Below are 22634 nucleotides of genomic sequence, written 5' to 3'. Positions count from 1 at the left end.
TCATGCATTGACCATGGGAACACTATTTATGCCAGGATAAAACCAGGAAGGAGAAAAATTATGATCACAAACGAATTAATTGAAAGAATCAACTTTTTGGCCAAAAAGAAAAAAGAAGTGGGCCTGACTCCGGAAGAGGAACAGGAACAAAAGGAAGTGCGCCGTCAATACATTGATGGAATCAAAGATCAACTGCGCCCTATGTTGGCGGAACTCAAAAAAGGAAAAACGGATGATTCCGTTTATCATCAGGCAGGCTGTGATTGCGGCAGGTGTAAACATTAGGAAAGCAGGCACGGGTTTCCTTGGGGATCCGGTCTATGCTCTTTCAAAATAGATAATTTCTCCTCTGATCTCTCCCTCTTTCACATGCAGTAAGCCGCAGGAGGGCCGGGGCTCCCTGCGGGGATCCGTACAAGAACCGGGATTAAACATCAAAACACCGTTCATCACCTGGTTAAAAGGCTGGTGGCTGTGCCCGAAAACAATACAGTCCGGCTGATCTTGGGCAAAAGCGAGGATGGCTCTTCCCAGGGTGGTGCTGCTGGAGCCGTCACCATGGACTAAACCAATCCTTTTTCCCCCCACGTGCAAAATTTTTTTCCTGGGCAGCCGAAAAGCTAATTCCCCACTATCCATGTTTCCTGCCACCGCTTCCACAGGAGCGATCGTCTCCAAGTCAAGGAGAACTCCTGCTTCTACCACGTCTCCGGCATGAAGGATTAAGTCCACCTCTTGAAAAACCTCCCAAAGAACCGGCGGCAATGATTTTCCCCGTCTGGGCATATGGGTATCCGAGATGACTCCGATTTTCATAAAACTTTCATCCTTTTTTCCGCTTTGGATCGTTATTTTACTGCTACACATATTTTGACCAAAATTCGAAATGATAAATAAAAAAATCTCATGGAAGGAGCGATAACATGTCATCGGAATTTAGAAGTTGGCGCGTAGGAGGACTTGACTCCAACGCATCAAGAGATCATCTGCAAAACTCCCTGCAGGAAATGCGCAGTGTCAACGATGTGAAAGTAAATATCTCGGAAAGGGCTGTGAGTTTTTCCTTCAACCCTGAGGTGGTCAGTGAGAATTTCATTAAACACACGATCAACACCTTAGGGTATTCGGTACAAGAAAATTTGACAAAAGAATAAATGATTAAGAAGATACACAGCTATCCGGCCCAGTGGATAGCTTTTTTATTTCTTGAGACCCTATTTAGGCCCCTTTCTCAAGCGCAGATAATCTTTTACTTGCTCCCGGGGCCGGGTGTTAAATACATCAAAGGCTTCCAGCCATCCTTTGCGCGCCGCACCAATACCGGCTTCCATGTGATCGAATTCCGCAAGATGATGGGCATCAGGATTGAGGGCAATTTTTACACCCAGTTCTTTCGCATAACGGCACCAGCGCCAATCCAGATCCAACCGGTAGGGACTGGCATTTAACTCAATGATGACATGGCAATCACGGGCAGCTTCAATCATCGCTTTCATACTGACCGGATAGCCTTCTCTGCCCAGGAGAATCCTTCCCGTAGGATGTCCCAGCATGGTGGTATAGGGGTTTTGCATCGCCTTGATTAATCTCTCTGTCGCTTCCTCTTCCGTCATTTTGAAACCGGAATGAATGGAGGCAATGACAAAGTCAAACTGAGCCAAAATTTCATCCGGATAATCCAGGGAACCGTCCTTTCGGATATCCGCTTCGATCCCCTTAAATATGGTAAAATCCGGGTTTTCTTCATTGAGCCGATCTATTTCTGCCAGCTGTTTGTTTATCTGCTCCACCTTTAACCCATTGGCATAAAAGGCGGACTGGCTGTGGTCGGAAATGCCCAGATAGTTCCAACCCCGCCTTCTGGTTTCCTCCACCATCTCCCTGATGGATGCGGTACCGTCACTGTAGACCGTATGAATATGGAAAACTCCTTTGATATCCTTGAGTTCCACCAAACAGGGTAATTTTCCCTGTTCCGCCGCCTCAATTTCACCCATGTTTTCTCTTAATTCCGGAGGAATATTATCTAATCCTAAGGTGCGGAAAATCTCTTTTTCACTTTGGCACATGATCTTTTTTCCCTGGGCATCAAATAACCCGTATTCATTCATTTTTAGACCCATTTTCTTGGCCCGGTGCCGCATGGCAATATTATGTTCCTGGCTTCCTGTAAAATGATGCAGGGCATAGGGGAATTCACCTTGTTCCACGATGCGCAAATCAGCCTGGATGCCCTGGTGCAATACCACGGAGGTCTTTGTAGGGCCGGAACCTACCACCGTTTCTACCTGAGGAAGACCGGCAAAATATTCCGCTACCTCCTCCGGATTATCTGAACTGACCAGGATATCGATGTCTTTCACAACCTCTTTTCGTCTTCTCAAACTTCCGGCCAGCAGGGCATCCCGAACATGGGGATGCTTTTTCAGCTCCTTTTCCAGGTTCTCTGCCAGGCCCCATACATTAACAAAAAGATGCTGTCCGGTATACTTTCTTAAACCCGCGATACCTTTTAGAATATTCTCCTGGGTTTTCGCCCCGAACCCGGGGAGCTCCAGAAGTTTATTCTTCCGGCAGGCCTCTTCCAGGCGGTCCACGTCCGAAATACCCAGTTGCTTGTGGAGCAGGCTTATTTTCTTCGGGCCTAACCCGGAAATACGGGTCAAGGCAAATAAACCGTACGGTATTTTAGCCCGTAGCTCCTGATAGAACTGGGATGTCCCGGTGTGGAGAATCTCGCCGATTTGTTTCGCCAGAGAGCTCCCAATCCCTTTGATATGGCGCAGCTGGTCTTCCCCGGCCAGCTCTCCCAAATCTTCCTTTAATAACTCCACCGTTCTTGCCGCCGTATAATAGGCATTCACCTTAAAAGGGTTTTCCCCCAAGAGTTCCATCATTACAGCTATTTCGTTCAAAATTATGCTGACGGCTTTTCCATCCACCGGAAAACGGCTCCCTTCCCACCAGTCTGTCTGCTCCCGCAAAAAACCACCTGGCAATTTTTCTTTATTTTACCACACCCAACGCACCCGAACAACCATCGCTCCCCCGGTTAACTGCCCTCCGTTTGTTCCAGGAGATTTCTTTCCAATTCTTCTTTTTCTAAAGACCAGGCTTCCCACTGGGCATAACACCGGTTCATGGTTTCTTCCACGTCATGGTACGCCTGGATCAGATCCTTGATTTCATTTCCCCCCGCAAAAACTTCCGGGTTGCTCATTTTTTGTCCTAAGGCTTCTTTTTCCGCCTCTAATTCCTCTAATTGTGCTTCTATTGCTTCGATCTGCCGGACCATTTTTTTCAGGGACCGTTCCTGCTCTTTCAAAGGATTTGGGGTCCGGTAAGATTCTTTGGAGGGCCCTTTCGGGAGAGAAATTTCTGTGCTGCTTTCTTTTTTCTTAAAACGGTAATAGGAATAATTGCCCATAAAATCAAAGATTTGTCCCCCGTCTAATTCCAAAACCCGATTGGCCACTTTATCTAAAAAATAACGGTCATGGGAGACCACCAAAATGGTCCCGGGGAAATCACTCAGGTAATCCTCCACCACTTCTTTGGAAGGAATATCTAAATGGTTGGTAGGCTCGTCGAGCACAAGAAAATTGGCCCCCTGAAGGAGAAGCTTTAACAATGCGATGCGGGACTTTTCCCCGCCGCTTAAATCTCTGATTTTCTTCTCCACTTCGTCGCCCCGAAACAAAAAAGCAGCCAGCAAGCTCCGGGCTTCTTCCTTCCTTTTGTCAAAGGAATAGATGATTTCTTCCAGAACAGTCTTCCGCTCATCCAGAGTCTCATGCCCCTGAGAAAAATAGCCCACCTTTACCCGCGGCCCAAATTTAGCCGTACCTTCCTCAGGAAGGATCTCACCGATTAAGTTTTTTAAAATAGTGGATTTTCCCGTACCGTTGTCGCCGATCAGGGCCACCTTTTCCCCATTGGTGATGATAAAATTCAGATCCGAGAATAGCCTTTTGCTCCCATACCGGTGGGCCAGTTTTGACACCTCCAGCACATAAAAACCGCATTCAGGTACGGGGGCCAAGGTCATTGGGCGCATCGTCTTTTGCTCCGGAGGCTTTTCCAGACGCTCCATTCTGCTTAAGATGGTCTCCCTGCCCCGGGCTTGTTTCGATTTCACGCCCGCTTTGTAACGCCGAATAAATTCTTCGGTTTTGGCAATCACCTGCTCCTGTTTTTGATAGGCCCTTCTATAGCTCTCGGCAAATTCTGCTTTTCTTCTCAGGTACCCCTGATAATTCTCGTGAAAAGACGTAATCCTACCTGCATCCAGCTCCAGAATCCGCGTCACCGTCTTATCCAGGAAGTAACGGTCATGGGACACAAGGAAAACCGTTTTAGGATACTGGCTGAGGTATTCCTCCAGCCATTCCACCGCATGAATATCCAAATGATTCGTCGGTTCATCCAACAACAAGATATCCGGCTGCATTAAAAGCACCTTCGCCAGAGCGGCTCTGGTCTTTTGACCTCCGCTCATCGTGTCTACCGTCTGCTCAAACTCCCGGTCCGTAAATCCTAAGCCCTTGGCAACCCGTTTTACCATGGCCTCGCAAGCATAGCCGCCTGCCCGTTCATAGCGCTCCGTCACTTGGGCATACTGCTGCATCAGTGCGGCGAGCGGCTGTCCTTCCGACCGGGCCATGCGCTGTTCCAATTCTCCCAATGTTTTGCGGTCTGCCACTATTTCTTCAAATCCTAAAAGCAATTCTTCGAATAAAGAGTTGTTTTGCCAGGAGTTTTGCTGGGCCACAAAACCGATGGAAGTATTTCCGTTGACGATGATCTCACCAGCATCCGACATTTCTTCTCCTGTAATACACTTCAGTAAAGTAGATTTCCCCGTACCATTTGGGCCGATCAATCCTACTTTTTCTCCCTCCTGAAGCGTAAAGGACAGCTGAGAAAAAATACTTTGCACCCCATAAGCTTTACTCAAGTTTTTTACCTGCAGGATAATCACCCAAAGCTACCTCCTTAAAAACACCTTCATTCACCTGACGATTAATTTTACTCCGATCAATAGTAGTATGGCCCCCACCACTCTCATCCAGTCCAGACAAATCACCGGGGTTCCCAACCAGCCGTAATGATCAATCACCATACCGGTGACCAATTGAAATGTTAACAGCACGCTGATCATTGCTGCGGCACCGATTTTCGGTAAAACGTACATGGACGAATAGACCATAAAAGCGCCCAACACTCCCCCCAGCCACAAATACCAGGGAGCGGCAGTCAATCCCTTCAACTGGTTAAGGTTACCGGAAAACAGATTAAGTAAGAATACCGCCGTCACACCTACACAAAAACTGACTAGAGAGGCCCCTTTCACTCCTGTATATCTTCCTAAGGCAGTATTGATGGAAGGTTGCATTCCGGAAGCAATGCCGATCAGCCCTGCTAAAAGCAATGCCATATATTTGCCCATCTTGTGCTCCTCTAAGCGAAATGTTTTATCGGAAAACCCTAAAGCTCCCATAAAATAACTTAAGCCCCGGCTCTCACCGGGGCTTATGTCATCAAACCATAAACCTAAACAAATTCATCTATAATCAGCAAGTGCTTTGTTTGATTATAATTTGACAACGTTAGCTGCCTGAGGGCCTCGGGGTCCTTCCACAATTTCAAACTCGACATTTTGTCCTTCTTCCAGAGTTTTAAAACCTTCAGATTGAATCGCAGAGAAGTGAACAAAAACATCGCTACCACCTTCTCTTTCAATGAAACCGAAACCCTTTTCCGCGTTGAACCACTTAACTTTGCCTATCATGTGGTACCTCCTAAAAAATAAAATATTAAGCTCGATCATTATAACATGAATAATATGGTTTTTCAATTGGCCAATCATAAATATCCTCTTTATTAAATAGCACCCGGCCCACCCCTCAAATATCTGTTGTCTTTTCAAAATAGACAGCCCTTATGGAACAATCTTTCAATAATAGCAGCTTTCAGGCAAATCTCTGCATTTTTCATTGATTTTTATTTTTTAAAAATGTATAATAAAAACACCTAATGTTTGCATTTACTAGGTTGTTTCCCAATTCCTTCTTTGGATTAGAAACCGCCCCAGGTAATGAAACTTAGGAAAACCCCAAAGAAGGAGGTATGGTTAAATGGCTTTCCAGGACAAAATTTTAACTTGTAAAGATTGTGGAGCTGAATTTACTTTTTCAGTTTCCGAGCAGGAGTTTTACGCAGAAAAAGGTTTCCAAAATGACCCCGCAAGGTGCCCAGAATGCAGATCAGCTCGTAAACGTCAACGCAATGGTGGCGGCAGAAGCAACAACCCGGGACAGCGCAGAGAAATGCATACTGTGATCTGTGCTGAATGTGGTGCAGAAACCCAGGTTCCCTTTAAACCCAATAATGACAGACCCGTATACTGCCGTGACTGCTATCAAAAACAAAAACAGTACAATTATTAATAAAAAAAGCCCTTCGGGGCTTTTTTTTACTCCATCTGTCTCCATCCCTTGGGATAATGATTTTTCAATACTCCTTCCAACTGTTTTCCCCAGCCCAAGGGATAACCGTCCACACATACGCCCACCCATCCTCTTTCCCCCGTGGTGTGCAGTGTTTCCCCTTTTAAATAAGTCCCCAATTCTCTCGCATCGGGGGAAAAATCAAGGGTTCTCCGAAAGGCATCTTTTTTCAAAGCCAGAGCCAGACTGTGGGATGGTTCAAAGCGGTTTTTCTTAAACACACCCAAATACAAGCCGGGTTTGATTACTTTCACCCCATTTAGATTCGGCGCCTCCACAGGCTGCAAATAAAGATGGTCGCCGTATAAGACAAAATTACCGGTGGGGGCAGCGGCCAAATGTTCTTCGGCAAAAGTATAATAATCCTTTAATTTTTTTTCATCCACCCCATTTTTTTTGTCCGGATGAGGATGGCCTGCTTGACCTCTTTTCTCCAGCAAGGCCACATAATGACCTTCGCCTTTTAAGCGATGGGGCCAGAGACGGGCAGTCTTTTTCAGTTCGCTGTTGCCTCCTGCCCAATCCGCCCTTCCCTCTTCCCAGCCCGGCTCTTTGCAAATATCCACCAAATCGAAATCAGTCTGTTTCTGAAGAAAGTCCTCCATCATTTTTTCGTTCTCCTCCGGATTAAAGGTGCAGGTTGAATAAATCATCCGGCCCCCGGGAGAAAGCATTTGAGCGGCAAAGAAAAGGATGTCCCGCTGCATCAGCACACACTTGGCGCTTGAGTGCACCCCCCACTGGCGGACAGCATCCGGGTCTTTCCGGAACATTCCTTCTCCTGAGCAAGGGGCGTCCAGCAAGATCTTAGAAAAAAAGCCAGGAAATTTAGCTGCTAATTTTTCCGGTGTCTCATTGAGAATCACCGCGTTCACCACGCCGAAAAGCTCCAGATTTTTCGTTAAGGCTCTGGTACGTTCCAAACTGATGTCGTTGCTTACCAGCACCCCTCTTCCTTGAAGATCGGCAGCAATCTGGGTGCTTTTTCCTCCCGGCGCCGCACATAAGTCCAAGATGCGGTCACCGGGTTCTGCTCTGAGAACTTGGGCCGGAGCCATGGCACTGGGCTCTTGAATGTAGTAAAGACCGGCATGGTAGTATGGATGCTTTGCCGGTCTGTCCTGTTCAGAAAAGTAGAACCCGTTCTTTGTCCAGGGAACAGGGATGATTTCAAAAGGGCATCTTTTGAGAAAATCTGCCCCGCTGATTTTTAGGGTATTGACCCGCAACCCATAATAGCGCGGGCTGGCATAGGAGGATAAAAAGTCGGCATATGCTTCCCCCAAAAGCAGCTTCATGCGTTGACAAAACTCATCCGGTAATTTCATCTTCGTTTCATCCTATCTGATAAAACCCCAAGCCTTTCAAAAAAAGCTTGGGGCTTGTATCGTTATAGTGCTAAAATACGTTTCACCGTTTCCTTTAGTTCCTCTTTTTCCACGATGGTATCATGGAGAATCATTCTTTTATTCAAATCTTTCAGCGCCCGGTGAATGGGAAATCCCGTCATCCGGTGCAATTCATCCAGGATTAAAAACTCATCTTTATCTTGCCCATGGCGCGATCCGGCAAGTGCTTCCCATACGGCATGATTAAATTTATAGGGATTTGCTGTGGCGTCAATCACTGTTTTCGTATTATCCCCGGTTTTGCGGTAATACTTCTCATAGACATTTAATCCTACCGCTGTATGGGGATCCAATAAATAGCCGGTTTTTTCGAAAGTCTCTTTGATTTGTGCCAAGGTTTCCTTTCCTGTAGCATAATCGCTGATGAACAGGCTTTGCCATTTTTCTTTCGTGTGGTCATCCACCTGGAAATAACCCTCTTGATGCAGCTGGTGAAACCATTTGGTGATTTTATCCCCGTCATGCCCATTGACTTCAAAGAGAAATCGTTCAAAGTTGCTGGAAATCAGGATATCCATGGACGGGCTGTTGGTTTTAAAAAATTCTCTTCTCCGGTCATAAATCCCAGTACGGATCACGTCGGTTAATACCTTGTTTTCGTTAGAGGCACAAATAAACTTGTGCACCGGGAGGCCCATTAAATGGGCATAGAACCCGGCCAGAATATTGCCGAAGTTACCTGTGGGCACCACCACGTTGATCTTTTCTCCGGGAAGGATTTCCCCCTTTTTCTGCATTTGGGCGTAAGCCCAAAAATAATAAATGATTTGGGGCACTAAGCGTCCCCAATTGATGGAGTTTGCTGAGGAAAAAGCCATGTTATGCTCGGCAAGAACTTGATTCAGCCGGGAATCGGCAAATAACTCTTTCACGGCCGTTTGGCAGTCATCAAAATTACCTTTCACTGCCACCACATGTACATTATTTCCTGCCGCGGTGATCATTTGAAGCTCTTGAACCCTGCTGACGCCGCCGAAGGGGAAGAAGACGATTATTTTCACCCCCGGTACATCCCGAAATCCTTCCAAAGCAGCTTTTCCCGTATCACCGGAAGTCGCCACAGGAATGATAATCTCCTGTCCGGCTCCTGTCTTTTGCACAGCGTGGGATAACAATCGGGGCATGATTTGCAGCGCCATATCCTTAAAAGCCCCCGTCGGCCCGTGCCAAAGCTCTAAAATAAAGGTCCGGCTATCTATTTGAACCAAAGGAGCGATGTCCGGGTGGTCAAAATTATTGATCTGATAAGATTTACTAACCACATCATCTATTTCTTCACTGGTAAAGTCATCTAAAAAAATTTTTAGAATGGTCTGAGCAATCTGCTGGTAAGATTGCCCTGCCATCCGGTTTATTTCAGCCCGGTCCAAAGCAGGAACCGCTTCAGGCACAAAAAGCCCGCCCTCCGGCACCATGCCCAACCTGATTGCTTCCGCAGACCGGATCTTGGCATAATTCCCCCTCGTACTGATATACATTGCCGCACTCCTCCCTGGTTCTTCACAACCTTAACAGTATTGTATCCATTATTTGATATTTGTCAATAAAAAAAGCTGAAAGGCTTTTCGGGATCCGGGTTATGGCGTTGTCAACTTAGCTTCACACCGGTAGATGGGCATTACAGGACTGTATCTTTCCTCATACTCCGTCATCATATTTCCCGGGAAATTGCTGTGATGTAAATCGAAGGTAATATTCTTCAGAAAAAATCCCCCATCGGCGAACGCATTGAGGGAAAATTCAAAGAAGTCCTGATTGTCCGTTTTTAAATGAATTTCTCCCCCCGGGGAGAGAATGATTTGATACTTCTTTAAAAAATTCCCGTGGGTAAGCCGTCGTTTCTCATGTCGTTTTTTGGGCCAGGGATCGGAAAAATTCAAATAGATCCGGGAAATTTCTCCGGGAGCAAAGAATTCTAAAATTTTATCCACATTCGCCCAGAGGAATCCCACATGATCATGCCGGCCTTTGAACCGTTCCACGGCTTTGTATACCATTTCCTCCCGGAATTCCATTCCTAAAAAATTTAGATGGGGATGGGCTTGGGATAAAAGATGCAAGAATTTCCCTTTCCCCATCCCTAATTCCAAATGGATGGGATGTTCATTTCCAAAAAATTGATTCCAGGACCCGTAATACCTTGATGGCTCCCCAATCACCAAATCCGGGAAATGACCCAGCGCCTCCTTGGTCCCCGGAATTCTTCTTAAGCGCATACACAACCTCCGCATTTTTACTCAGGTCAGGCTTCAATCTGCTGCGACAAACACATTCACGATATCTCCCGCTGCCTTGGGGGCAGGATTTTGGGTCCGGTAAACATACTCCGCACAAACAAAACAAGAGGAACAGGAGTTTCCATGGGCTAAACAATTTACATTTTCATAGTCCCAACAGTTTTTATCCGTATGCTGATAAGCAGGGCACTGGGAACAGATGCTCACGGGAGCACAGCGCATTTCCCAGCAAGGCCCCAGAGAGCGCCCCGCCCTTTGGGGATTTGCTTGTTTCTTGCTAAACCAGTTGAGGAGGAATCCTACTACCTCCGGGTCCAACAGGGAACCTGCTGCATCCTTTACCAGCTTCATTGCCTGCTCAAAATTCAAGGGCTCCCGATAATTTCTTCCCATGGTCTTGGCAATAAAAAATTGAGCCACAGCAAGAACTCTCGCCCCTAAAGGAATCTCCTCGCCTTTCAGGCCTGCCGGATAACCGCAGCCATCCATCCTTTCATGATGATGCCGGATATAGGAGGCCACATGGTTATTACCAAAGACCACCTCTACGATAGCCGCCCCTATTTCACAATGAAGTTTCATCTGTTCATATTCAACCTCAGCATACTTTCCCTCTTTCAGGAATAGGTCCAGAGACATACCGATCTTGCCGATATTACTTAAATATGCCGCCAAAACAATATCTCTTACTTCCTGATCCTCTAAATTCATTTCTTTTGCCATGATTCCGGCATAACGGGACATTAATTCTGCGTATCCCGCCTGATAAGGATCACAATTGTCTATGGTATTGACCAGTACCTTTAGCACTTCCAGATAAGACTTAGATTGCTCCTGATACACTTGATAACTATCCAGGGTATCCCCTAAACGGCTTAACACCATTTGCAGGCCGTAGATCCTGTGTTGTTCAATATGGATGGGATCATGGAACCAAAAGACGGCCAACCCTTTCTCATCCATCCGGGGAACCTTGATCAAGAATATTTTTACCATACCGGCGGCAGAAAAATACGAGGGAATTTGAAAAAATTCCGGATGTTCCCCGTCTAAAACGATAAAATCACGGTCTCCCAAAATATGAGTCAAAGTTTTTAAGGCGCTCTGATCCTGGCGGAATAAATTCTTCAGTTCATTCTCCATGCCCAATACAGTGACGCCATCAATTTCTTGCTCCCGGGAAGAAAGCAAACATCCTCCCGAGGCGGTGATCATTCGGATACAAAGCCCCAAGATGGTATTTACCGTTCCCGGAAAATTCATGGCCGCATCCGTCACGGCTTTTACGGCTTTGCGGGAGCTTTCCGTTACGGCAACCTGTTTTTTTGCCTGATCCATTTGGACCAAAGCTTCCAAAACCGGCTCTATCTGATCAGCCAAATAATGCAAAAAAGCAAAGTCCTGTTTTTCACCCGACAAAACAGGACCGATTCGAATCAACCCTTTCGCACCTTTCACGGGAATCTCCATAAAGGGCGCTTCACCTTGTTTGAAAATTCTACATTCAAGAGAAGCTAAGGAAACCGGGGCAGGAGGTTCAGATATCATGTGGGAAAATGGCTCAAGAGCGGCCAATCTCTCCTGAATCGGGACCTGATCATCATCCGCGTAACGGCGGGCCTTTAATTCATATTCTTTATGGTCGTTTGAAATATAAAAATAATAGCCTTGTCCTTTCACCACTGGGATAAACAATCCTAAAAGGCGATACAGGCTTTCGTCCAGGCTTTCCCCGGGTTGGAGATTGTGGAGAAGCTGTTCCACGGCATGGAAGCGTTTCTCTTCGCGCGCCGCCTTCCTTTTCTGCCTCACCAAAAGAAACAGACAGATTAAAAATCCCAGAAAAATTACTCCGAGCAAGCACTCTAAAACAATCACCAAAAAGGAAATGTTCAAAAATATTAAAAGTTTTGGTAAAAAGCTGCTCAAATCCTGCACCTCCCCCCCCAACTTTTTCTTCTCTAGTTTTCGGCTTCCGGCATGGACATATTGACAATCAATTCCGCCAGTTTCCCCTCTTTTTCCGCTTTTTTCACTACTTCAGAAGTAATGATCCCATTTCTGGCAATAATTAATTGCTTTTGCCGGTCAAATAAATCAGCGCCGGCGATTCTGCCCACCACATACTTTTCCCTGATTCTTTCAATTTCTTCCAGAACAGATGGGCTGCAAAACGGCGTATCCGGCATTGGCAAGCCACAGGCCGCCTCTTCGGAAGAAGCCGTTGTCAGTTTGATCACATTATTTAACTTTGGCAAAGGGCCTGCTGTCTGGGTAAGAAGATCATCAGCCCGATCCTCCCAAAAAGTAGGGCTGTTCTGCCTGATGGTTGATACGCCATATCCGTCGGCGGTGATCTTTTCTGCTTCCGGCAAGATATTTTCCGTTTTTCCCGTTTTATTTAAAACTTTTGTAATTTTTTGCCATTCATGATTGTTTAAAATCGCTTCTAAAGTAGAACCGGAGTTTTTGGATTGCCCGGGAGCCGTCCGGATCTTTGCCATACTTTTATCGGCGGGCTTTTCCCCGGGTTCAGGTTTTATTCCCGGACCTTCTTGAGAAACCAGCTTCACCTTATTTAACAAGGCATCAATTTCCCTTCTCTGTACCGCCATCACTTGCTCCAGGTCCTCTATTTTCTTTTCATGGAGACATACCTTCCCTTTCGCGTCTTCCATAATTTTCTCGGCATCTTCCTCCGCAAGCTTGTTCATGAGAGAAATGGTCCGGACCGCTCTCTTGATAGCCAATTCCAAAAGCTCTTGGGACCTTTCTCCTTCCTGATTAAAACCTTTCAACAGGTTCAGCTCCGAAATTAAAGTCTCTTTTTCTTTTCGGCAATTTTGGATACTGTCTCTCAAAAAGTTGATCGTCTTTTGATGCGTAATACTGATCTCTTCCAAATATTCGTCTACCTGCTTTTTGTTATAACCAAACAGACTCTGGGTTAAAACCTCAATGCGCTTACTCATCATCAGACCCCTCCAATGCAAAACGATACCGTTTGGTGATCGTCTGAATCTCCTTGAGGAGATCATCCATGGTCTTTTTCAATCTTGCGGACTGGTTTTCGCATTCCAAAACTTTGTTCAAGGCCCCTTCTTCCAATTGCCCAGCCAGATTTATGGCATCCATAATCTTTCCGCACGCTCCTAAATGGGCAGAGACCAGCATTTTAGACAGTTCCTCGTCCAGCACCCGAAAGGACTCTACCGAATCTTTTTGTCCTTTTATTTCTTTTTTTAGTGACTGAAGGTCAAATTCTTCTTGCGCATACTGTTCTTCCAGTTCCCTCAGCTGTTTTTCACACTCTGCGTGGATAGAATCAATGGTCTTTTCCACAGCTTTGGGGCTGTAACCCAAAAAAGATCGTGCAAACTTTATCGCCACACTAACGCCTCCTATTAACCAGGCAGGAAATGCAAAATAAAATGTCAACAATAATATTTAATATTTCTGCATTTTTTGACAAAAATCCTCTTTCTTGGGAGGCCTGGGACCAAAATATTGATAAAAATCTACCTTGATATCACCGTTATAAAGTTTCCTCTTTTTGGTGGCCGGTTTGCCAAACAGCTTTTCAAAATCAGCGCACGCGGTCAAAATATAAAAAGACCAAGTATCCAGATGGGAAAAAACTTTTCCTATCTCCCGGTACAGGGTGGCAATTTCCTGACTGCCCCCCAACCTTTCCCCATAAGGAGGATTGCAGATAATTTTGCCAAATTTCTTGGAGGAACGGACCTCTGATACCGGCATCTTTTGGAAATGAATCTGTCCCTCCAGACCTGCTTCCGCTGCATTATGACGGGCAATCTCCAACACATGGCCATCGATATCCGTACCCCGAATAGGGAGGGGAAGGTCAAAAAGAGCCAGGTCATGGGTCTCTTTTCTGGCCTGGCGCCATAGCTCTTTCGGGATCGCAGTCCATTCTTCGGAAATAAAATTCCGGTTCATACCCGGTGCAATATTCTGCCCAATTAATGCGGCCTCTATGGGAATAGTTCCGGAACCGCAAAAAGGATCAAGAAATTCCGTATCAGCACGCCAGCGGGACAACAAGACCAGGGCGGCAGCAAGGGTTTCTTTTAATGGAGCAATACTGCCCACCCGGCGATATCCCCTTTTATGCAGGCCAGGTCCGCTGGTGTCTATGGTAAGAGTAGCCCGGTCCTTATGCAGCGCAACTTCAATGGGATAGGAGGGGCCCTTTTCTTCAAACCAATTCACATGGTATTTCTGTTTCATCTTCTCCATCACAGCTTTTTTTACAATCGCCTGACAATCGGAGACACTAAATAATTTTGATTGGACCGATTTCCCTTCCACGGGAAAAACGCCGTCCCCAGGAATCCAATCTGGCCAGGGCAGGGCTTTTGTCTGTTCGAATAATTCGTCAAAGGTCTCTGCCTGAAACTCCCCCATTTTCACGCGCACCCGGTCGGCGGTACGCAACCATAAATTACACCGGCAAATGGCACTCTCGTCGGCGCCAAATGTCACCTTTCCGTTTTCCACATGTAAGGCATCATAGCCTAAGTTTCTTAATTCATCAGCCACAACAGCCTCCAAGCCAAAAGTTGCCGTAGCAATGATGTCCACTTTGTCCACTTTACCCACTTTTTCACCTGCTTCACCATATTATCTTCCCATCGCCGGACAGGACTTTATACTTCTTTCATGCCCTGAATAACATTGTAATTATACTTGAAAAACAGCTTCTCCAACAGGAAATATTTGGAGACGTAAAAAAACCTGCTCCCTTACGGGCAACAGGTATCAAAAAAGGTTCTACTAACGAACCGGGGTTTCGCATATGCTAAAATGGGAAGCACCAAAAGGCGCTTCCCTGCATAAAATAATACGGGTACCTCAGGTTAATTTCCTGCGTCTCATGAAAAGCACCACCGGTTTTTTGTGAAAATTTTCACCATTCCGGCCGCACCCAGGCATTTTTCGCGTCAAAACTTATTTTACGAGTAGGTTGTTTCTTGCGCCGTATAATTGTTGTAGCATGATCTGATTATATTCTTCCATTAATCGTTCCGTAACTTCTTTATTTTCATCTTCCTTTACAAGATTATCCATAAAAACATCTCCTTTATCATTTCTACCCGATCATCTCAAATTTTTTCCCCGTGGATGGTGGTTTTCTCTTTTTATAAAGTATTATTAGCAATTATCATGCCAAAGATTACAAATCATTTCCCCTTTTCTGGTCAAGATTTTTTAAAAAAATTTTTTTTGGCAATTTTTTCTTTGTTCGGATTATCGAACACAAAATAGACTATATGGATCAAAATCTCTTTCTTTGATCCGAAAAATGTGTTCGGATTATAGAACATGTTCGTATTTCAATACAAAAGGTATTTGAAAAACTTTGTGGAAAAGATCACAAAGTAAAAAATTTTGCCTCAAAATGGCTTTAATTACCTAACCAGGCAGAAAAAAATTTGAGAGGAGGTGAATAGGTAATGGTTGATTACAAAGAGATGATGACAAAGTACGCTCCGCTGAAGGGGGGAATGATTGAAGCTTTCCATGCCGTTCAGAATGAAATCAACTATTTGCCGGAAGAAGCCATCATTGCAGCGGCGGAAGCTTTTGGGGTACCGGTAAAAGAGGCCTATGGAGTAGCTACATTCTATTCGTTTTTCTCCACAAAAACGCGGGGAAAGTACATTATCAGAATCTGTGAAAGCGCTCCCTGTCATATTGCCGGAGCTGAAGAAGTGATCCAAGCGTTGGAAAAAGAGCTGGGAATCAGCATGGGAGAAACGACCCCTGATGGAAAATTTACTTTGGAATTTACAGAATGTATCGGGCAGTGCCAAAAAACGCCGGTAATTTCCATCAATTCAAAACCTTATGAGGGGATGACCCCCGAGAAAATTTCGCAAGTTTTGGCGGAGTACAAGTAAGAACCTCTGGCGGGTTCAATGGGTTAGACCGTTGTTTGTGAATGTCTGTTTTTTCACATTATCGAGAGGAGGGAAATATTTACATGGCGGAAGAACTACGCGTGGTACTACGCAATCTAGGCAAGATTAACCCCACAAAAATTGACGACTATCTTGATGCCGGGGGCTATCAGGCATTGGAAAAAGCTCGCGGCATGAGCAAAGCAGAAGTAATAGAGGAAGTAAAAAAATCCGGCCTGCGGGGTCGGGGTGGTGCCGGATTCAACACAGGACAAAAATGGTTCTTTGCCCACAGCCTGCAAGTGGAAGAAAAATATGTGGTCTGCAATGCTGATGAAGGAGAACCTGGTACCTATAAAGATCGGATTATCATGGAAAATGATCCCCATAGCCTTTTGGAAGGTATGGCGATCTGCGCCTATGCCATCGGATCCCGCAAAGGTTTCATTTATTGCCGGGGAGAGTACCCCCACCTGGTTCAAACCTTAAAAAACACCGTTGCACAAGCGAAAGAAAAAGGTGTCTTAGGCGACTTTGATATTGAAGTGCGCATGGGAGCCGGGGCTTATGTGTGCGGTGAAGAAACGGCTTTAATCGAGTCCCTGGAAGGGAACCGGGGAGAACCGCGGTACCGGCCCCCCTACCCACCGGTGAGCGGTTTGTGGAAAAAACCCACCATCGTCAACAACGTGGAAACCTTTGCCAATATCGCCCCTATTATGGAAAAAGGGAGCGCCTGGTTTGCCGGGATTGGAGCAGCTAATTTCCCCGGAACCAAGGTTTTAACCTTGACGGGGGATGTGAAAAATACCACCTTTATTGAAGTACCTACCGATACCACCGTCCGGGAAGTTATTTTCCAATTTGGCCAGGGCATTACCGGCGATAAAAAATTTAAGGCCGTACAAATCGGCGGCACATCAGGAGGCTTTTTACCGGAAACCCTGCTGGATACGCCCATTGATTTCGACTCTATGAGAAAAGCAGGAGCTACTTTGGGTTCCGGCGCAGTCTTTGTCCTGGCGGAAGACCGGGATATTCTGGATGTAGTCACCCGCATCGCCAAATTCTTTGAACACGAGTCCTGCGGGAAATGCGCGCCCTGTCGGGAAGGTACGATGCGGATCAGAGCATTATTGGAAAAAATCAATTCTATGCAAGGTTCAAAGGAAGATGTGGCATTGCTTGAAAAATTAGGCCGGGTGATGGCTGGCGCATGTCTGTGCGGATTAGGTCAAGCGGCGCCTACTCCTGTAATAACCACCATTCATCATTTCGGCATTGATTATGATGCCAAAATACAGTAGGAAAGGAGTGAGAAAGTTATGGCAAATATAACGATTGACGGTATCCAAATTACCGTTCCGGATAAATCAACGATCTTGCAGGCGGCAGAGGCGGCCGGAGTAAAAATACCCACCCTGTGTTACCATCCCGATCAAGCAGTAAAAGCCAACTGCCGGGTATGTGTGTGCGAAGTGGAAGGTTTGGCCCTGCTTCAGGCTGCCTGTTCCACTCCGGTCTGGAATGGTATGGTGATCAAAACTACCAGCCCCGCGGTACTGGAAGCACGAAAAACGATATTAGAGTTAATCCTGGCCCACCATCCCCAAGACTGTCTCAATTGTATCCGGAATCGAAATTGTGAGCTTCAGAAACTGGCCGAAGAATATTTTATCCGGGAGAATCCTTTTGACCAGCTCACCCGTGGTCTGCCTATCGACAATTCTACCGGAGCAGTTGTGCGGGATCCCGATAAATGTATTTTATGCCGGCGTTGCGAATATGCCTGCAGTGAAATACAAACCGTAAATGCCCTAGGGGTGGAGGACCGGGGAAATCATGCCATGATCGTGCCTTCCTTGGGCAAGGACTTGGTAGAAAGCCCTTGCGTCATGTGCGGCCAGTGCATCCACGCCTGTCCTGTGGGGGCCATCCATGAAAACGAACAAATTAATGAGTTCCTGGCCGCTGTGGCCGATCCGGAAAAAATTGTCGTTACCCAAATGGCTCCCGCAGTGAGGGTGGCCATCGGAGAAGAAGTGGGCCTGCCTACAGGAGCCCTGGATATGAATGTTCTGGTGGCAGGGTTAAGGCGGATTGGTTTTAATTATGTGCTGCACACCAATTTTACGGCAGACTTAACCATTCTCGAAGAAGGAAACGAACTGCTGAAACGGCTCAAGGAAGGAGGCACCCTGCCCATGGTCACCTCCTGCAGCCCGGGCTGGATCAATTTCAGCGAAACCTTCTATCCTGACCTTTTAAACAACCTGTCTACGTGCAAATCGCCCCAGCAAATGTTTGGCGCTCTGGTGAAAACTTATTGGGCCGAGAAGATGGGTGTTGATCCGGCAAAGATTTATTCCGTTTCCCTTATGCCCTGTACGGCCAAGAAGTTTGAGGCTGCCCGTCCGGAAATGAACGCCAGCGGTTACCGGGATGTAGATCTGGTCCTGACCACCCGGGAGTTGGGCCGGCTGTTCCGCATGGCAGGGCTTAATTTTGATAAGGTCGCACCCAGCGATTTCGATTCCTGGATGGGGGCCTATACCGGCGCCGCCGTTATTTTCGGCGCCACCGGAGGCGTAATGGAAGCAGCCCTGCGTACGGTTTATGAAGTGGTGACCGGAAAGACGCTGGAAAACGTAAACTTTACCTTTGCCCGGGGTATGGCAGGGATTAAAGAAGCGGAAATTGATCTGGACGGCGTGAAAGTGAAGGTGGCCATCGGCCATGGCCTGGTTAACGCCAGAAAGCTCATGGATCAGGTCAGGGCGGGAGAATCTCCCTATCACTTTATTGAGATTATGGCTTGCCCGGGCGGATGCATTGGCGGAGGCGGCCAGCCCATCACTAAATGCAATGCCAAGAGAGAAGAACGGATTAAAGGCATTTATGTGGAGGACGAAAATTTAACTTTACGGAAATCCCATGATAATCCGGAAGTGAAACAGCTTTATGAAGAGTTTCTCCATCAACCCCTGGGCCATAAATCTCACGAACTTTTGCACACCCACTATACGCCGAAGAACAAAAACTTCCTATAATATATTTATGGTCTTTTTTCAGCCTGCTTTTCGCTCCCTTGGGAAAGCAGGCTGATATTTTATTGATCGCTTCCAGGCAATCTCTGTTGCTCACAGGGAAAAGTCAATGGTACAATACAAATACAAACACCGAATTAATAGGGGGTGATAGCGGTGCCGGTACATGTCGTCTCAACCATCAAAGGATTATGTAAAAGATGCTTTTCCTGTGTCCGGAACTGTCCGGCCAAAGCAATTAAGGTAGAAGACGGTCAGGCGATGGTCGTTCCGGAACTTTGCATCGGGTGCGCCCACTGTGTAGGCGTCTGCTCTCAAAATGCAAAGCAGATTATCAGTGGCCTCGAGAAAAGCCAAGAAGCCCTAAACGCGGAAAAATCGGTTGCCTGCCTGGCGCCGTCTTTTGTGGCCCAATATGCGCAATATCATCCGGGACAAATCATTAGTGCCCTGAAAAAACTTGGTTTCCAGGAAGTTTGGGAAGTCGCCTTTGGGGCCCATTTAGTAACCCAGGAATACGAAAAAGAAATCTTAACTGCCAAAGAAAAACAATATTTTATTGCTACCGCTTGTCCGGCCGTGGTCAATCTGGTGGAAAAACATTATCCGGAATTGATCCCGCTTTTAATCCCGGTAGTCTCTCCCATGATTGCTCTGGGCAGATATTTAAAAGCAAATTATGGGGAGAAATGCCGGGTCGTATTCATCGGCCCCTGTGTGGCCAAAAAGGAAGAAGCGGAAGATGCCATGGTGCATGGAGCGGTTGACGCCGTATTAACCTTCCAGGAACTGGATCAAATGTTTCGTGACGCAGGCATCGATCCGGAAAAATTGCCCCCGGGAAAATGGGACAGTCCTCCCGGCGGCTTCGGGCGGCTCTATCCTGTGTCGGGCGGATTGCTGCGCAGCGCCAGTAAAGACTTGGACCCCTTAGATTTTGACATTGTCAAGGTAGAAGGTAAAGAAAACTGCATGCATTTTCTTGATACCATCAATAAAGATAAAAATTGGGTCAAATTTGCCGATATCTTATTTTGCGACGGCTGTATCAGCGGCCCTATGTTAAAATCACATTTAAACAAGCTGGAACGGCAAAAAATTGTGGTCCAGTATACCAAAGACAGTATTGCCGACGGTCAGGAGCCCCTCCAGGCACCAGAAGGGCTCAATATGTCCCGGGGTTTCCGCAACCGGAGCCGGAAACAGCCCGAACCAACGGAACAACAAATCAGAGCGGTATTAACGGAGCTGGGTAAATTCTCTCCGGAAGATGAGCTGAACTGCGGGGCCTGCGGGTATAATAACTGCCGGGAAAAGGCCGTGGCAGTTTTTCACGGCCTGGCCGAAAGCAAAATGTGCTTGCCTTTTCTCATTGCCAGTTTGGAATCCCATAATGTTCATCTCATGAAGCAGCTGACCACGGCGGAGAAAATTGAAAATATCATCGGCAATTCCCCCATTATGCAAAAAGTGTATGAAATCATTAAAAAGGTTGCCCCTACGGACAGCACGGTATTGATCCGGGGCAAGAGCGGCACCGGTAAAGAACTGGTCGCCCATGCCCTGCACCGCAACAGCCTGCGCCAAAAAAGCAATTTTGTCAGTATCAATTGTGCCGCCCTGCCGGAAAACTTGCTGGAAAGCGAATTATTCGGCCATACGAAAGGAGCTTTTACGGGAGCGGTAAACGAAAAAAAAGGATTATTTGAGGAAGCCAATGGAGGCACCCTATTTTTAGATGAGATCGGTGATTTAAGCCCCCAATTGCAGGGAAAACTGCTCCGGGTCATCCAGGAAGGAGAGTTTTTAAGAATCGGGGAAACCATTCCCCGGAAATGTGATGTCCGCATTATTGCCGCCACCAACCAGAACCTGGAAGAATTGATTTCCGAAAAGAAATTTCGGGAAGATTTATATTACCGACTAAACGTCGTCACCATCTATCTTCCTGATTTAAAAGAACGGCGGGAAGACATTCCGGTTCTCGTGAAATATTTTCTCGACAAATATAACAAAAAGCACGGCAAAAAGGTGATGTCGGTCAGTAAAGAAGCGATGATCAACCTATCTGAAGCGGCCTGGCCCGGAAATGTACGGGAGCTGGAAAATGCCATTGAGCGGGCAGTCATATTGTGCGAAGGCATAGAGCTAAAAACAGAAGATCTCCCTCCCTCTATCCGCGGGGAATATCAAAATAACCTGGCCGCGCCGGAAACCGAACTGATGAATTACCACCAGGCGTTAGAAGAATATAAGAAGAAGCTGATCACCAAAGCCCTGGAACAGTCCAATGGTGTTCAAGCACAGGCGGCCCGCCAGCTGGGCATTGGCCGCAGCACCCTCAACGAAATCATGAAAAAATTAGACCTTGGCTAACCTATAAGGGGCAGCGGCGTAATTTTATTCCGCATAAAATAAAGAGGGAAATGTTTTTCCGTAAAACATTTCCCTCCTTTATTTTTGCCTATTTCATCATTAAAAACTAAACAGCCTCATGCAAAGCCTTGTCGGCTTCCTCAATTTCGGAAACCGTCATGCCCTCTTTCAGGAGCCGATGTTTGATCGCGCCTGCCCAAAACTGGCTTTTTTCCATCATCTTCTTAAATTTCTTAGCTTCAGGAGTCTTTCGTTTGGAGCGTTCCAAGCTGTTTGCCTGCAAAATGGAGCAAATGAACCTTCCTTTTATTAACGCGTCCCGGTCTAAGTCCGCATAGTTCTTGTTCAGGTGTTCCATGACGCCGGAATAAAAAGCAGCAAATTCTTCATAGGAAATTTCACTGTCCATTTTTAAATACTCTTTTATTTTCTCAAAAAAATCTTCCATTCCTGCACTCTCCTTCAGGCGATCTATACCCTTAAATAAAATACCATAGATCATGGTCATTTTTCAATGAAACTTGATAAATTATTTCCTGAATCAATTGCTGCCCGATGATGACCACTGTCCCTGTATTCAGTCCATTCTTTGCTTCAAGTAGCGGGCGATGATCACTGCTGTCAATCCCCCCACCAGGGCTGTATACAATTGGGGGATTTGAAAAGCAAGCAACAACGGGGCAGGCAGTTTCACCCCGAAAAGATGCAGCAATAAACGGAGGCCCACATAGAACATCCCATACTTTGCGAAAGCAGACCCGATCCAGGCCACATACCTGTTTGCTTTGTCAAGAAAAAAGAATACGAGGACCAAAGTAATGTTAGCGGCAATGATCAGGGGAACCAGCGGAATAGCCGCAGGAGGAATGATCCCCATCAGCAAAGCAACTACCGGAGTAATGCAGCCAATGATAATGCCGCTCCAGATCCCGGAAAACAAGGTGGCTAGAATTAACACGGCATTCACCACCGGCCCGGTAAAGTAGGTGGGTAAACGTAACCACTGTACCGCCAAAGCAATGGCAAGTAAAACTGCTGTTCGGGTCAAAAATTGGAGGCTCATGCCCTTCTCTTTTTTTTCATCTAGGCCGGCCTGATTGGGATACTCAGTCATCAGATCTTCCTCCCTTTT

Annotated in this window: 21 protein-coding genes; 7 read left to right on the top strand and 14 right to left on the bottom strand. The window is 46.4% G+C overall.

Going from position 1 to position 22634, the window contains the following annotated elements; genetic code table 11:
- Window positions 1-60: 60 nt before the first annotated feature.
- On the top strand, window positions 61-285 hold the full coding sequence (locus tag DCMF_RS01715) for a DUF896 domain-containing protein (RefSeq protein WP_148132832.1): 225 nt from the start codon (window positions 61-63) through the stop codon (window positions 283-285).
- A 33-nt stretch (window positions 286-318) separates the two neighbouring features.
- Here DCMF_RS01715 and DCMF_RS01710 read toward each other — a convergent pair whose 3' ends face one another.
- Complete coding sequence (locus DCMF_RS01710; RefSeq protein ID WP_148132831.1) at window positions 319-816, bottom strand: metallophosphoesterase family protein; 498 nt, start codon at window positions 814-816, stop codon at window positions 319-321.
- A 107-nt stretch (window positions 817-923) separates the two neighbouring features.
- On the opposite strand from DCMF_RS01710, the gene DCMF_RS01705 reads away from it, so the two are divergent.
- Window positions 924-1154, top strand: coding sequence for a heavy-metal-associated domain-containing protein (locus tag DCMF_RS01705; protein ID WP_148132830.1), 231 nt, complete (start codon window positions 924-926; stop codon window positions 1152-1154).
- Window positions 1155-1214: 60 nt separating this feature from the next.
- On the opposite strand, the gene polX is transcribed toward DCMF_RS01705, so the two are convergent.
- The 4 genes from polX to DCMF_RS01685 form a co-directional block, all read right to left on the bottom strand.
- Window positions 1215-2984, bottom strand: a complete 1770-nt coding sequence (gene polX / locus DCMF_RS01700) for a DNA polymerase/3'-5' exonuclease PolX (protein ID WP_236860161.1) — start codon at window positions 2982-2984, stop codon at window positions 1215-1217.
- Between the two features lie 68 nt (window positions 2985-3052).
- Entirely contained in the window at window positions 3053-4981 is a 1929-nt protein-coding gene (locus DCMF_RS01695; RefSeq protein ID WP_148132829.1) for an ABC-F family ATP-binding cassette domain-containing protein, read from the bottom strand.
- A 30-nt stretch (window positions 4982-5011) separates the two neighbouring features.
- On the bottom strand, window positions 5012-5449 hold the full coding sequence (locus tag DCMF_RS01690) for a DMT family transporter (protein ID WP_214659025.1): 438 nt from the start codon (window positions 5447-5449) through the stop codon (window positions 5012-5014).
- Window positions 5450-5593: 144 nt separating this feature from the next.
- Window positions 5594-5791: a cold shock domain-containing protein gene (locus tag DCMF_RS01685; protein ID WP_148132827.1), complete on the bottom strand. Its 198-nt coding sequence runs from the start codon at window positions 5789-5791 to the stop codon at window positions 5594-5596.
- A gap of 346 nt (window positions 5792-6137) precedes the next feature.
- On the opposite strand from DCMF_RS01685, the gene DCMF_RS01680 reads away from it, so the two are divergent.
- On the top strand, window positions 6138-6449 hold the full coding sequence (locus DCMF_RS01680) for a zinc-ribbon domain containing protein (RefSeq protein ID WP_148132826.1): 312 nt from the start codon (window positions 6138-6140) through the stop codon (window positions 6447-6449).
- 26 nt (window positions 6450-6475) lie between these two features.
- On the opposite strand, the gene DCMF_RS01675 is transcribed toward DCMF_RS01680, so the two are convergent.
- The 7 genes from DCMF_RS01675 to DCMF_RS01645 form a co-directional block, all read right to left on the bottom strand.
- Window positions 6476-7837 (bottom strand): RsmF rRNA methyltransferase first C-terminal domain-containing protein, encoded by a 1362-nt coding sequence (locus tag DCMF_RS01675; protein ID WP_148132825.1) that lies wholly within the window; start codon window positions 7835-7837, stop codon window positions 6476-6478.
- Between the two features lie 62 nt (window positions 7838-7899).
- Window positions 7900-9396: a threonine synthase gene (gene thrC, locus DCMF_RS01670; protein ID WP_148132824.1), complete on the bottom strand. Its 1497-nt coding sequence runs from the start codon at window positions 9394-9396 to the stop codon at window positions 7900-7902.
- Between the two features lie 99 nt (window positions 9397-9495).
- Window positions 9496-10134 carry a tRNA (guanosine(46)-N7)-methyltransferase TrmB gene (trmB, locus tag DCMF_RS01665; RefSeq protein WP_148132823.1) on the bottom strand — a complete coding sequence of 213 codons (639 nt, stop codon included), beginning with the start codon at window positions 10132-10134 and terminating at the stop codon, window positions 9496-9498.
- 33 nt (window positions 10135-10167) lie between these two features.
- On the bottom strand, window positions 10168-12084 hold the full coding sequence (locus tag DCMF_RS01660) for an HD-GYP domain-containing protein (protein ID WP_148132822.1): 1917 nt from the start codon (window positions 12082-12084) through the stop codon (window positions 10168-10170).
- A 32-nt stretch (window positions 12085-12116) separates the two neighbouring features.
- Window positions 12117-13130, bottom strand: coding sequence for a DivIVA domain-containing protein (locus tag DCMF_RS01655; RefSeq protein WP_214659024.1), 1014 nt, complete (start codon window positions 13128-13130; stop codon window positions 12117-12119).
- Window positions 13120-13545 (bottom strand): hypothetical protein, encoded by a 426-nt coding sequence (locus DCMF_RS01650; protein WP_148132820.1) that lies wholly within the window; start codon window positions 13543-13545, stop codon window positions 13120-13122. Before DCMF_RS01650 ends, DCMF_RS01655 begins: the two co-directional genes overlap by 11 nt.
- Before the next feature lie 57 nt (window positions 13546-13602).
- Window positions 13603-14769, bottom strand: coding sequence for a THUMP domain-containing class I SAM-dependent RNA methyltransferase (locus DCMF_RS01645; RefSeq protein WP_148137692.1), 1167 nt, complete (start codon window positions 14767-14769; stop codon window positions 13603-13605).
- A gap of 863 nt (window positions 14770-15632) precedes the next feature.
- Between DCMF_RS01645 and nuoE the strand changes: the two genes are divergently transcribed.
- From nuoE to DCMF_RS01625, 4 genes are all read left to right on the top strand, one after another.
- On the top strand, window positions 15633-16079 hold the full coding sequence (gene nuoE / locus DCMF_RS01640) for an NADH-quinone oxidoreductase subunit NuoE (RefSeq protein ID WP_148132819.1): 447 nt from the start codon (window positions 15633-15635) through the stop codon (window positions 16077-16079).
- A gap of 83 nt (window positions 16080-16162) precedes the next feature.
- Entirely contained in the window at window positions 16163-17386 is a 1224-nt protein-coding gene (locus tag DCMF_RS01635) for a complex I 51 kDa subunit family protein (protein ID WP_148132818.1), read from the top strand.
- Between the two features lie 18 nt (window positions 17387-17404).
- Entirely contained in the window at window positions 17405-19129 is a 1725-nt protein-coding gene (locus DCMF_RS01630; RefSeq protein ID WP_148132817.1) for an NADH-dependent [FeFe] hydrogenase, group A6, read from the top strand.
- Window positions 19130-19282: 153 nt separating this feature from the next.
- Complete coding sequence (locus tag DCMF_RS01625) at window positions 19283-21502, top strand: sigma 54-interacting transcriptional regulator (protein WP_148132816.1); 2220 nt, start codon at window positions 19283-19285, stop codon at window positions 21500-21502.
- 106 nt (window positions 21503-21608) lie between these two features.
- On the opposite strand, the gene DCMF_RS01620 is transcribed toward DCMF_RS01625, so the two are convergent.
- Both DCMF_RS01620 and DCMF_RS01615 read right to left on the bottom strand, forming a co-directional pair.
- Window positions 21609-21950, bottom strand: coding sequence for a hypothetical protein (locus DCMF_RS01620; RefSeq protein ID WP_148132815.1), 342 nt, complete (start codon window positions 21948-21950; stop codon window positions 21609-21611).
- Window positions 21951-22079: 129 nt separating this feature from the next.
- Window positions 22080-22616 (bottom strand): ECF transporter S component, encoded by a 537-nt coding sequence (locus DCMF_RS01615; RefSeq protein ID WP_148132814.1) that lies wholly within the window; start codon window positions 22614-22616, stop codon window positions 22080-22082.
- Between the last annotated feature and the right edge of the window lie 18 nt (window positions 22617-22634).

This window comes from Candidatus Formimonas warabiya (assembly GCF_002777255.1).
GTDB classification, from domain to species: Bacteria; Bacillota; Dehalobacteriia; order Dehalobacteriales; family Dehalobacteriaceae; genus Formimonas; species Formimonas warabiya.
The sequence above is the reverse complement of the archived record's forward strand: the minus strand, read 5'-3'. Positions and strand labels throughout refer to the sequence as shown.